Here is a 13,424-nt window from a genome sequence, read left to right on the forward strand (position 1 = left end):
TTCTAGTCCCAATCTAATGCCATTTCAATCCTCACCCTGTTCAGCCTCAGAATGGATTAGCTTCTTGCGACAGTATGGACCAATTCCTCGTAACGACAATATGTACGACGAGGTTATTCAGCGGACTTTGCGGCGTAAGAAGCTACAACCGATCGCTTTTGAAACTGAGTATTTAGGTGAATTACTTGATAACTTCCGTTCAGCTTCCCCCAAATCGGTCATCTTAACGGGGACGGCTGGGGATGGGAAAACTTACTATTGTCGGCAGATTTGGGAAGAGTTTGGTGGGTCTGTTGACGATTGGCAAAAGGATAGCAAGATTCAACGCTTGGTATTGGGCGATCGCCAGCTAATCATCATCAAGGATTTGAGCGAACTTACTCTGGAGGAGAAGCAGTCGCTTCTACCACAAATAGCAACTGCCATCTTGGGTACGGACACTTCCAATGTCTATCTGATTGCAGCGAACGATGGACAGCTAGTGGAAGCATGGGCAGAAGCAGCACAGATTAAAGAACTTGAGCCAGTACGAAAGGCGATCGAAGATCTTTTAGTGGGAGACTTACGTGAATTAGAAGGCTTCCAAGTCAAACTCTACAACCTAAGCCGCCAAAGTGCTGCCGTCTTGTTTCCCCGGATTCTGAAAGCCGTTCTGGAGCATCCGGGTTGGGGCGACTGCAATCAATGTGCTTATCAAAGCCAAGGCTGCCCGATTTGGCAAAACAAACAGCGTCTAGAAGGAACTGATGCGGATCGAACCACACGAAAGCGGTTGACCGATCTGCTCGAACTGTGCGAACTGAACCAGATGCATCTTCCAGTTCGCCAATTGCTCCTGTTGGTTGCCAATGCACTATTAGGTCACCCAGAGGCAAAAGATCGGTTACTCAATTGTCGGCAAGTTCCTGATGTTATTGCGGCTGAAACGACATCGCGTGCCAGCCTCTACCGCAATATCTTCGGCGAGAACCTACCTGAGCGGCGGCGTGAATCAACCGAGGTCTTTAAAGTCTTACGTGGCTTTGGTATTGGCGCGGAAACCAGTAATCAGATTGACAATATTCTGATCTTTGGAGCAGACGATCCAGAACTACAGCCGCTCTACACTGACTTAGTATTATCTGATTCATTCTACGGAGCCGATTTAAAGTACCAAGCTCAACAGCGCTCCTATTTGGAAGGGGATGCTGCTAAGGGACGAGAAGAGTTTCTTGGCGTTCTTCAAGCCCAACGGCAGCGGTTGTTTTTCAATATTCCTGGCGATCGCACAACAGACATGAAGCTCTGGGATCTCACGATTTTTCAGTATGCCGGGGAATATTTGAACGACCTTTACAGGGTTTTGCAGGAAGGTAAAAAGGTTCCTAAATCGATCACTTCTCGGTTGATCAGGGGACTCAATCGTATCTTCACAGGCTTGCTGGTCAGCAATCAAGACGAACTCCTTTTAGCAACCTCTGGGAGCTACTCTCAAGCCCGAATTAGTAGGGTGTACGAAGAATCTGTCTCTGTCGCCCGGAAACGGGGTGAAAGTGTGTCAGTGGAGTTAGATAAAAGCCGCAAGAAGCCAAGCTTAGTCGTGAATCTCTCTCCCGATGTTGAGCCAATTCGTTTCAACCTAACCCTAACTCGATACGAATATTTGAGCAGAGTTGCCGAAGGTGCTCTTCCAAGTAGCTTTTCGCAAGAATGCTACGAAGACGTACTTGCCTTCAAAACCCAAGTATTTAAGCAGCTTGCAGTCCGCCAGTCTATGGATGACGAGGATGAGGACGGAGAAGAGGCGATGAATATTCGGCTGCTGGAAGTGAATAGTGCTGGTATCGCAAGTGAACGAACGCTTGAGGTTTACTTCTAATGCTTGAAATTCTCCCACGCCCTCAACAGATCGAGCAGTCTCAACTCAATATGTGGGTTGATGAGTCCATCTGGGGTCATCGGCTGTACGATGAGCAAACCCCGTGGCTTTGTATTCTGGAAATGCTCTGCATTACGCAATCAGAAGCAAGCAACGGACGGGCTTTTGTGGAGAACAAGCTGAACGATTTACGGTACGAAATTTACCCGCGCCTCTACCTTCGCAATATCTTGTTCAACAACCCTCACATCGAGGCGATCGCCACAGAAGGGTTGGATGACAACGAACGGTGGCAGATGTGGATGGATGCGATCGCTAGTAACGTGGGCGGGCTAGCTTCACCTGACTTTAGCTACCTGAAATCCCGTTTTGAATCCTTCAAAGACTTTGCGGAAATCGTCAAATTCCTTCAATCAAGTGCCATTGAGGGTGACAGTAACAAACGGTGGAGTTCTAAATTCGTTTTTCCATACGGTCCCGATTGCTTGTATGAAGACTTAAGGGTAACTGGCGAAAAAGTGACAAACGATCGTCGCTTCTTTGGAAGAACGGGCGAACTTTTATATCTCATGCTGTGTCGGAGCGGGCGGGGCGAGGAAATTCTTTCCCATTTAGAAAATACCGGAATTATTACCCACAACTACTCAAGTGAGTATCGAGGCTCCAAATGGAATCAGCTAGTCCTTGCGCTTCAATCTCCTACGGATCGAAGCGCACCCAGAACCAGTGGCAGTCCACCCTATCTTCCCTACGAGAGGCTTCCCGAATATGAACAACTAGCTGACGACTGGCTCAATATCTTACGTTGCGATCTACCCGACTACGATTCCCTGCCTCACATTGTCACCATTACTGGGTTGCACCTGATTATCTATCTGTTAAGCCGCGCCAAGGCGACATTGGGTGAGTCTACCCCACCACAGTTTGTATTAGAGATTGTCGCACCTAAGAAAACAACAGTGCGTGAGTTGGCTTCAGACGAATTTCAGAAGAACAACAATCTACCTCAACGGGCGATCGAATACACCATCCGTAGCATCGCTGATTCACTAGAGTGGCAGGCGTGCCTCAACTCCTATACCCCGATTGAAGATGCGATCGATTTGCTACACGAACGTTTTGCCTGGTCTGCAAAAGACGACGATTCAGATGGTTCAGGTTCACCAGCAGATCTTTTAAGTTCACTACGAGAGAGGGCAGTCAAGCGGCATCAGCAACACCTCGGCAAGTTTCATGGAACTTGGTCACGCGAAATCGGGTTGTCGTCCAGTCGGGGCAGCCGTCGCACTCGCTATGCACCGACTGATTCGTTGCTGAGGACGTTGGTACTTGCCTCTGTACCAACTCGTATGGAGTTTCAAGAGTTTTTGGCGAAACTGCATCAGAAATATGGGTTTATTATTGGCGATCGCCAAGCCACAGATTTGATCAACTCCGGTGATGCTGATCGCGAAGATTTTGTAGCCAATGCCGAACGGTTGGAACGTCGCCTTGCCAGCATTGGGCTGCTCAAACGCCTTTCCGATGCTTGTGCCTACGTTCAAAATCCCTTTGCCTCGGAGGTGAGATGATGCAAACCATTGAACTGATTGGTCAAGTTGCGGCTGACTTCCTGAAACGCTCAATTCAAACCGACGAGACCAACGAGGGAGTTGCCCGGTTTCTGCTAAATCGGCTCACCGCCCAGCAGGTTGCTGCTGTATGCCAAACCATTCTCCATGATTCTGAACTTGCCCCGCTCATCAAGATTCAAGTTCCACGAGATCTTGTAGGAGCTTTTGGGTTACCTGACGAAATTTTGACCGATGAACGCACAGTTCACCTGCGTCACTCAGCTTGCGATCGCCCTGCACTACTACTTGCTAACATTAGCGACGACCAAGCCCAATCTCTAAATGACATCACCTCGGTTGGCGCTCAAGAACTGAAGGGGCAGATTGAGTGCTGGATTAACCTGGCTGCAAAAGACCTGGCGATTCCTGCTGAGCAGATTGAATACTGGCGTAAAGCCCTAAACGGACTCCAGAGAGTTGGTACACCCAGCCTAGAAAATTTTGCGGAATACATTGTTCAAACACGATCGCGCGTCCTTGAAGAAAGCCTTCCAGTCATTGATGCACTTGGATGGGCGCTTCCCGCTCTGCGGCTCCCCCGTGATTCTGGCTACTTCCGTGCCATTCCTGAAACCCAGTTAGGACAAACCCAACGATGGGAAAAGCTGTTTCAGCAAGCCTTTGCGAAACGTGCATGTTTGCTACTGAAGCAAACCCCCAGCCGCAAACCAATCGATGAGCAGGATCTTCAAACTGCCTTTGACAAGGTGAAGGATGATATTCCTGCGATCGCCCATCCTACTATTCATTCCTTTATTGGCAGTTCTGCTGGCTGGACTCCTGAAGCTGAAGCCCTTTCTAAGTTTGAGTGGGAATCGGATAATATCAACACGCTGTTTTCTGGGCTACAAGCTCAAAAGACAGACATTGCTTCTCTCACCCTAGATTTCTTTAATGATGAGTATCCCGATACCCTAACGGAGTCAGAAACCCAGTACATCAACGCCTTGAAAAAGCGCAATAAACGTGAGGCGTTAGACGAGGATCGGGAATTTTATGACGCGCACCGTCAGGAACTTGAAGGCGATCGCAAACTCAAAGCAAAGTGGGATAAATTCGTCTACGGGCAGCCGATTGAGTGTACAGATTTTTTAATTGGCTTACTACAAGCCTTTGAGAGGCTTTTTGACCAGGCGGAGACGGTTGCTAGCGTCAAATCCCTCAAAATTGAAACCCAAAAAAAAGCTGCCAAAAGCAAATGGTTGGAACTCAATGCTGATGTGGGTCGGTATTTCTGTACCCGCTACCGAGGTATTGAGCAACTGACCGCTCCTCACATTGAGTGGGAAACTCACTGGCTGTTCAAATACGACAGGCTATTAGAAGAGACGCAGAAAAAACAGAAGGCAAAGTACCGCGAGAACACCTCTACTGCAAAAACCGCAACAGAAATCAAATTTTACGTTGAGATGCGGGATAACGCCCAAGCTCTTATTGCTAAGACTCAATTGGTTTGGCGGTGTAATCCAAATTCAATTGGGATGGAATTAGGCAATGATATTGAACGGCTGCTTAAAGACTCACCTTTCCAGCTTTCTCAGGTATCAAGAGAGCTAGTCAGTAAAAAGGGGCGGTTACAGGGTATTGCTCTGTCAGACGTTGGCACCCTGATGGCAGCATATCGCCAAGACCGGGGTTCCTTGGTCAGTAAGTACGATCGCAAGAGCGACCTGAACAAAACTCTTCCCGCAAAAATCAAACAAGCTGTCGCGGATGGTCGTCTCTCGAAGAATGCGGGTGAAGCAATCACCGCCGCCTGGAAAACTTTCGCAGAACGATATAGGGCAGCGATCGCCAGCTTTGCCAACGAAGGGCAAGGTATTGCCAGTCCGGAACTGTTGCACCAGTGTGAAGCCTATGGCGACCTACTCAAGACTGTTTTAGAACACGTCAAAGGCGATCTCAATCGCATTGACTTCTATCAACCTATCTTGCGCTTGGGCTGTATCCGAGTTGAACGCGGTAAACCTGCTGCCATCATCGCCCCCTGGCATCCACTGCGATTAGCCTCGCTAGCCGTCAAAACCCGTCAATTAGCAGGACTCCTTCGGTACATCATCTCTACACCAGAGGTCAACTTTGGCGATTCCCGCCTATTTTTTGCTGATTTGCGGAACGAACTCGACCATCCTTACTATCCTGAGGTCTGTGTTGGCTACCAAGGGCAGCAACCCGAATTGCTTTCTGTCTCTGATACAGTCAATGACTACAGCCTAATGGAGCGCCCCACACGAGACGAGAGCGATCGCACGACCAACGAAAATCCGGCTGAAGCAGCCGACCGCTTGCTAGGGATCATCCGCCGCTACGTAGAACTGTTGCCCCACGAGAAAACGAATCTGAGCGTCGTTCTATACCAAACTGACTCGATCAAGCTACCTCAAGCGATCGTTAACAAGCTGAGTGAACAACTGCAAGACGATCGAGAAGAAGTCCGTTGTCAGGTTATTTTACGCCATCGAAATGGACAAAAACTCGCTCAACTCTACGAGCAGATGTTGGAAAGCTCTGACGCTGACCCCGATGCCTTCATTGCCAGTGAGGTTTCTCAGGACTTTATGGCAAGACTGCGGATCTCAGTCATGTCCAACGACGTTCCTTCCACAACCCCTACAGAAGGCAAATTTGCCGACATTGTGTTTCTGCAAGATGCAATTTCACGGCAGGCGAAAGTAGTTTGGCAGCCTTCACCGTTTGACAGCAACACAGCCGAAATCTTAATCCATTCTCCTGCTCGTTGGGCACGGAAACGCCCGTCTGCTAAAGACGAACTTAAATCCACCGTTTATCTCACCTGTCCCAAGCAGACGGTGGTGGGTCAAGCCTACCTCGATATGGTGTATAGCCTAATTCAAGGTGAAGATTGCTCTCCTGACCAACACTTTTTACCTGCCCGTCAGATCTCCTTCCAAGAAGAAACTACAAAGACAACCTTCGATGAAAGCCACCGTTTAGGGGAGTGGGTAGTCAATTACGATGATTTGCTGGAACGACGACAACTCGTTAACCAGGGCGTGAAGGTCATTCGCTATCAACAGAATCGTACCGATGAGCGAAACTTCCTCGTCTCTTCGAAGGCATCTTTGAATGTCCTCAAAGTGCTAATCAGAAAACGCTTAGAAGCCTTGAATTTAGGCTTGGAAGGCAACAAAATCGACAAACTGGTAGAACGCCTAATTAACGAAGCTAACGCCGTTTCCGGTGACATCGTGTTACGAGCAGCAAAATGCGGCAGATTCGCCAGCGAGCTAATGGGCGTTGTTCTAAGTAAAGCCTTAATTACAGCAGAGATGGGAGCGCAAAACCCGATCGGGTGGTACTTTCTGGATGACTACGCTTCTTGGTTAGGACAAAAAGAAGGTCAAATTGCTGACATCATGGCAATTTCACCTCAGTATGTTGATGGTGAGTCTATTCTGAAAGTCATTGTTTCTGAGGCAAAATACGTTGATGTAGCTGGCTTGGCTGATGCTCGCAAGACTTCACAGAACCAACTCCGGCAAACAGTCGATCGCATTGCCGATGCCCTCTTCATTAGTCCGGGTCGTCTTGACCGTGACCTTTGGCTATCTCGCCTTAGTGATCTTCTACTCGACGGTATTGAATTTAGTTCCGATAACAAACTGAACGTTGAGCAATGGCGCGAACAAATCCGTTCAGGGACACTTCGGATTGACCTATCTGGTTACTCCCAAGTTTTTGTGTCGGGGACGAATGAGAGCAATGTGGAAGGGGAGCGATCGCCGATTCCTAAAGTCGAACGCTGCTTCCAAGAAGTGTTCGATCGAGAATCTGTCCGTAAACTGGTTCTAGCCTATGAATCAGGACAACCGCTCTTCCCCATAAGGGAACAGCTTGGCGATGACAAACCCTGGACAGTAGCAGAAGCATTACAACCTGCGGATCGAGTCACATGGGTTTTAGAAATTGGGAAGGTAGATGCAGCAACGCCTCCCCCAGCAACATCTACAAAAATTAATCCGCCTGAGAATCCTGACAGTCCACTTCAGCTAACCCTGTCTGACCAGCCAATTGAACCTGAAACTACTATCTCTCCAAGTGCCTTCCCTATTGAAAGCGTAGATAGTTGGGCAAGTCCAGCACTGGTTTCTTGGTGGCAGCAGGGACAGGCACAGACCAGTCAAGGCGATGCAGCGGCAGAGAAATGGCTGGAGGAAGCGGCTGGAAAACTGCGGACGGCTCTGTTGGGATACAACCTGCAAGCCAAAATTGAAGGTAGACGACTGACTCCAAATGCCGCAATTGTCCGATTCAAAGGTTCAGACAATTTGAAGTTGGATGACATTGAGAAGAAGCGATCGCAACTCCTGACCACTCACTCTCTGAACGTTATTAGCGTTTATGGTCAGCCTGGTGAAATCGTTGTCACCGTTGCCCGTCCCCAACGCCAAACGATTTCCCTACGCGAAGTGTGGGCAAAACGAAAAATCAATCGATCGCCTTCGGGTGTTAACCTCAGCTTTGTCATTGGGGTTAAGGAACTCGATGGTGAACTGCTTTACCTCAATCTAGGCAGTAGTTTCGAGAATTTAGAACAACACGCTCCACATACGCTGATTGCTGGCGCTACAGGCAGCGGTAAGTCAGTTCTGTTGCAAAACCTCCTTCTCGATATTTGTGCAACGAACTCTCCCAAACTGGCAACTATCTATCTGATTGACCCCAAAATGGGCGTTGATTATGCCAACATCAGCGACCTACCTCATTTCAAAGAAGGAATCATTATTGATCAAAATCGTGCGATCGAGGTTTTAGAGCTTTTGGTCGAGGAAATGGACAACCGATACCGCAAGTTTCTTCCTCAGAAAGCGAAATCGTTGCAGGACTACAACAGTAAAGTGCCTGAGCAGGATAGGCTTCCGGTACTATGGCTAGTTCACGATGAGTTTGCTGAGTGGATGCTAGTCGATGAATACAAAGCGGCTGTATCGGCAGCAGTACAACGATTAGGGGTAAAAGCAAGAGCCGCAGGGATTTATCTTATCTTTGCTGCCCAGCGTCCTGATGCGAATGTCCTTCCGGTACAGCTTCGAGACAACTTAGGAAATCGTTTAATCCTGAGAGTCGAGAGTATCGGCACCTCAGAGATCTCGCTTGGTCAAAAAGGAGCAGAGAACCTTTTAGGTAAGGGACATCTAGCAGCTAGGCTAACCAATGAGTCAGGCATTATATACGCTCAAGTTCCATTTCTACATGACGATGATTTTCTATCATTAGTAGATTCAATCAAAGCTAATTCTTAATAAGAGCTACTGGAGCGAACTTTGAGTACTAATTAACTGAACAAGAGGGAGGAATTATGGTTCGTTGGGATAGTACACAAATGTCTATCGGAGATATTCGTGATTTAACTAATTCTAATCGTCTTGAATTACGACCTGACTTTCAACGGCAGGAAGTATGGGCTGTAGCAGCAAAAATAATGCTGATCGATTCAATCCTCAAAAATATACCAATGCCTAAGTTCTATTTGCTTAGGGATATTCGAGGAGAAGCTACTTTCCGTGCAGTAATTGATGGTCAGCAAAGACTCAGAGCAATTCTTGGTTTTATGAACAATGAGTTCGCGCTTAAAGCTCCTCCTTGTGAGGCTCACCTTCATAACAAGTATTTTCAAGATTTAGAACAGCCAGATCGAGATAAATTTATCAATTATCGAATTGATATGTATGAAGTTACAGATGTCACAGATGCCGAAGTGCGACAGATGTACTCTCGTGTTAATAAGTATGTGAAGGCGCTTAATAAACAAGAATTAAGACGGGCTGATTTTCCTGGAGATTTTCTCACTGCTGTAGAAGATTTAGCCTTATTGGATATTTTTGATGATTTCAAAATTTTTACTCCTGCAAATCGACGTCGGATGGCTGATGTTGAGTTTATATCTGAGCTTCTTGCTTTGATGATTCGAGAAACTCCGCTGGATAAAAAAGAACAATTAGATGCAGTTTATGAAGAATACATGGAATGGGCTGAGCCTCAGCGTAGTGAAACTATAGAATACTTTAGGCAAGTACTAAGTGATTTTCAGTGCCTTTTTGATGGAGATGGATTAGCTACCGTTAGCTCTACTAGATTCCGTCAAAAAGCTGATTTTTATTCATTATTTGGAGCCATCTATAGTCTTCGTCGTAGGGGAGGGAACATAACTAACAGGGACTTAAGACCCCTCCGTGCTGATCTATCTCTTCTCAATTATCATATTGAACCCTCGTCATATATCAACGTTTTACGAGAGTATGCGATTCGTTGTGTATCAGATGCCAATTCTGCATCAAGTCGTCGTTGGAGAATCAATTTTTTAGAATCTATTCTTCAGGGTACTTATTTGAGAGAAATATCAGGAAATACTGCTCGTTTCTTCTCTCAAATTCTTTATGACACCATCTATGGCAACGGATTATGTCCACCAAGAACTGAGACTTGCCTACTAACTAATGAAAGTTTTGAGCCAACGGAAGAGAATTCTGTCGTGGCATGGCAATTAGGAAACTCTGTTTTCCAAATGGAAAATGCTGGATTTATTAAAAGAGAGGTTTTACAAGAAATAGATCATAGTATTTGGCTAATTGTAGATCCACTGTCTCAAGAACCAGATCATGGGGAAGCTCAGTTGGAGATTGATTTATGATCAGCATTCCATTTAACGGACAGACGTATATCTTGCCCGATGAGATTATAGGAATTGACAATTCTAAATATAGAATTTTAGAGATGTTAGGTAGGGGAGGTAATGGATCTGTATTTGAATGTGAAAATGCTGCTACTGGTGAAACATTTGCACTGAAAGTCCTTCTTAATCTAAAAACTCCTAGATCTGAAAGATTTGAAAGAGAAATTCAAGTAATCAGCCGTTTGAGTCACGAGCATATTGTCACCTATATAACTCATGGTAGGATGTCAATTTCCTCTGCTTCTAGACGTGAAACACGTCATAGGAATAGGAGCTATTCAAGCCAATTCGATGTCTCTTTCATAATTATGCGTAAGGCTGATTCTAATTTAAGGGAGTTCCTTACCCAAAGTTCTTCTCCATTACGATTTGAAGATTATTATGGACAATTTGTTGGTCTTGCCAAAGCACTTGAAAAGCTACATGCTGTCGCCATGCATCGTGACATCAAGCCAGATAACATCTTGATTAGTGCTGATGTTTGGCAGATCTCTGATTTTGGTTTGTGTGCATTAATAGAGGAAACTAAAGAACAGCTTACTAAAGCTGAAGAAGCTGTAGGACCGAGATATTGGATGTCACCTGAAGCTGTCTCAAAGGCAATGGGACTTGGAGACGTGATTAATTGCTGTTCCGATCTCTTTCAACTTGCCTCAGTATTTTGGTTCGTTGTGACACGGCGACCACCAATCGGTATCCTAACAATGGATGATTGGTCCGGACCGCCATCCCTTGGTCAGCTTCTCTTAGACACTCTTCAACACAATCCATTACGCAGACCTAGATCCACTACTGAATTTCTCCAAAAGCTAGAAGAAGTAAAGTTCAGCTAGTGTATTAGCTTGTGTATTTACAATATTTAAGCGATGGTTGGCTCTTCCAATTCAAAACCTATCTACTTGGACTACTACGCGACTACACCTACACGCGAGTTGCCATGCACTGCATGACCGAAGAGTTTGGCAACGCTAGCAGCATCGATCATGAATGGGGCGAGTTCCACCGCAACGGCCAGTCAAGCCTACCTTGTTAAAATACAGCCATGACCTCCCCTATCCGTCACCTGCCATGACGACTGAACAATTTGTGAAGCTGCCCCCCCTGGAAAATGGCGATCGCCTCAGCCGCGCCGAATTTGAGCGTCGCTATGCCGCCATGCCCCGCCTCAAAAAAGCCGAACTGATCGAAGGAGTCGTTTATGTGAGTTCCCCTGTCCGTGTGATTCATAGCCAACCCCACGCCGACTTCATGACTTGGCTTGGCTTATACCGTGCCGCAACCCCTGGCGTTGCCTGTTACGACAATCCCACCGTGCGTCTGGATGCCGACAACGAACCCCAACCCGACGCGGTGCTGCGATTAGAACAGGGAGGAACCTCTAGCATCAGCGACGACGGTTATCTGGAAGGTGTCCCAGAACTGGTGGTCGAAATTGCTGCCAGCAGCGCCTCCTACGATTTGCATGACAAACTGCGCGCCTACCGTCGCAATGGCGTACAAGAATATGCAGTGTGGCGCACCTATAACCCACAGATCGATTGGTTTTACCTGGAGGCAGGGGAATACCGCACCCTGCAAGCTGATTCAGACGGGGTACTGCGTAGTCAGCAATTTCCAGGACTCTGGTTAGCGGGCGATCGCCTCCTGTCCAACGATCTCGCTACCGTCCTCGCGGTGTTGCAACAGGGCACTGCCACGCCCGAACACCAGGCGTTTGTCGCAGCCCTCCAGCCACCCCTCCTGTGATTTACCTTGACTACCACGCCACCACACCGGTTGACCCACGTGTCGCCGATCGCGTCTATCACTCCATGACGCAAGAGTTTGGCAATGCCAGCAGTGTGGATCACGAGTGGGGCGATCGCGCTGAAGCTGCCATCAAGCAAGCTGCCAAACAAGTTGCAGACCTCATAGAAGCCTCACCGAGAGAAATTGTTTGGACATCGGGTGCGACCGAGAGCATCAATCTGGCAATTCAGGGGAGCCTAACCCCTAACCCAATGAAACCCCATCGCATTGGCTTAATGCCGATCGAACACAAAGCTGTCCTCGATACCTGTCGGGCTTTGGAGAAGCGAGGTTGGGCTGAACTGATTTATCTGCAAGTAGATTCCAGAGGCAGACTCGACCTGGAACATTTAGAGCAAGTCTGCGCTGAGGGGCTGTCTCTGCTCTGTGCCATGGCAGCTAACAACGAGATTGGCAACATCTACCCGATTCAGAAGATTGGGCGGATTGCTCAACACTACAGCATTCCTTTTCTATGTGATGGCTCTCAAGCAGTCGGCAAGATTCCCATTCAATTTGAAGAGTGGGGCATCACCTACCTAGCAATCTCTGCCCACAAGTTCTACGGCCCCAAAGGAGTTGGGGCACTAGCTGTTCGTAGGGGCTATCACTTGGAGCCGCTTATATTTGGTGGCGGTCATCAGCGAGGAATGCGATCAGGTACCCTTAACGTTCCAGGGATTGTAGGGTTGGGAGAAGCTTGTCGGTTGCGATCGCTGGAAATGGAAGAAGATGAACGGGCGATCGCTAGTAAGCGTGATAGATTGCAAAAAATGCTTCTGGAGAAAGTTCCTAATCTCGTTGTTAATGGCGATATTGAGGATCGACTAGCTGGAAGTCTTCACATCTCGATCCCAGGTATTCCTAACAGTGCTGTGATTGCTAGAATTCGTCACAAACTTGCGATCTCAACAGGTTCAGCTTGCTCATCGGGTGTTGAAGCACCTTCTCATGTTCTGCAAACACTTTGCTTACCCGAAGAGATAGTTGATGGTTCGCTTCGTATTGGGCTAGGAAAATTTACCACTGAAGAAGAAATAAATGGTGCGGCGGAGATTCTCTTAGAAGCTGTTACTAAGATTCAACAGCTGTCTTAAGCCAAATCTCTAAAATTAAGAAACTGAACTACCCCAATGGTTACTGGTCTGACTGTAGCTACTGGATCTACTAAAGCTCCTATAAGATGAGCTTATACTTCCATCGGTGCTAAAAATGCTGAATTTGAGGATCGAAGGAATCGGAGTTCTAGAGTTTGTGGCGGAAAAGTTATGATTCTTGTGGCGGAAAATTTATCGTTCACTCGACATAGATGAATTCAGAAAAGTGGTTAGAAGCGATTTTCAAGCAACGATTTGCCCCTGACAAAGCTTGGCGGTTGTCTCAACTAATACCATTTCCCTTTGATTGAGCTACAGATTATTGAGCTACAGATCCCCAAGCTCAACAGGCTACATTGCGCAGGTTCCGTAAC

8 protein-coding genes are annotated in these 13,424 nt (G+C 47.1%); all 8 read left to right on the top strand.

Annotated elements, in window-relative coordinates:
* Positions 1 to 16: 16 nt before the first annotated feature.
* Genes HJG54_RS22225 through HJG54_RS22260 form a run of 8 tightly spaced genes read left to right on the top strand, consistent with a single transcriptional unit; the run spans position 17 to position 13,050 of the window.
* Positions 17 to 1,858, top strand: a complete 1,842-nt coding sequence (locus HJG54_RS22225; protein WP_316431448.1) for a hypothetical protein — start codon at positions 17 to 19, stop codon at positions 1,856 to 1,858.
* A complete protein-coding gene (locus tag HJG54_RS22230; RefSeq protein ID WP_316431449.1) occupies positions 1,858 to 3,429 on the top strand; it encodes a hypothetical protein in 1,572 nt (523 codons plus the stop codon). The genes HJG54_RS22225 and HJG54_RS22230 overlap by 1 nt, the downstream gene beginning before the upstream one ends.
* Positions 3,426 to 8,735, top strand: a complete 5,310-nt coding sequence (locus tag HJG54_RS22235) for an FtsK/SpoIIIE domain-containing protein (RefSeq protein WP_316431450.1) — start codon at positions 3,426 to 3,428, stop codon at positions 8,733 to 8,735. The genes HJG54_RS22230 and HJG54_RS22235 overlap by 4 nt, the downstream gene beginning before the upstream one ends.
* Before the next feature lie 56 nt (positions 8,736 to 8,791).
* Positions 8,792 to 10,123 carry a DUF262 domain-containing protein gene (locus HJG54_RS22240; protein ID WP_316431451.1) on the top strand — a complete coding sequence of 444 codons (1,332 nt, stop codon included), beginning with the start codon at positions 8,792 to 8,794 and terminating at the stop codon, positions 10,121 to 10,123.
* Positions 10,120 to 10,998, top strand: a complete 879-nt coding sequence (locus HJG54_RS22245; protein ID WP_316431452.1) for a serine/threonine protein kinase — start codon at positions 10,120 to 10,122, stop codon at positions 10,996 to 10,998. The genes HJG54_RS22240 and HJG54_RS22245 overlap by 4 nt, the downstream gene beginning before the upstream one ends.
* 11 nt (positions 10,999 to 11,009) lie before the next feature.
* The gene (locus tag HJG54_RS22250) at positions 11,010 to 11,198 is read left to right on the top strand and encodes a hypothetical protein (protein WP_316431453.1); all 189 of its coding nucleotides are present in this window, start codon (positions 11,010 to 11,012) and stop codon (positions 11,196 to 11,198) included.
* A gap of 35 nt (positions 11,199 to 11,233) precedes the next feature.
* Positions 11,234 to 11,911, top strand: a complete 678-nt coding sequence (locus HJG54_RS22255; protein ID WP_316431454.1) for a Uma2 family endonuclease — start codon at positions 11,234 to 11,236, stop codon at positions 11,909 to 11,911.
* Positions 11,908 to 13,050 (top strand): cysteine desulfurase family protein, encoded by a 1,143-nt coding sequence (locus HJG54_RS22260; RefSeq protein ID WP_316431455.1) that lies wholly within the window; start codon positions 11,908 to 11,910, stop codon positions 13,048 to 13,050. Before HJG54_RS22255 ends, HJG54_RS22260 begins: the two co-directional genes overlap by 4 nt.
* Positions 13,051 to 13,424 lie beyond the last annotated feature (374 nt).

The organism is Leptolyngbya sp. NK1-12 (assembly GCF_032598965.1).
GTDB lineage: Bacteria > Cyanobacteriota > Cyanobacteriia > Elainellales > Elainellaceae > Elainella.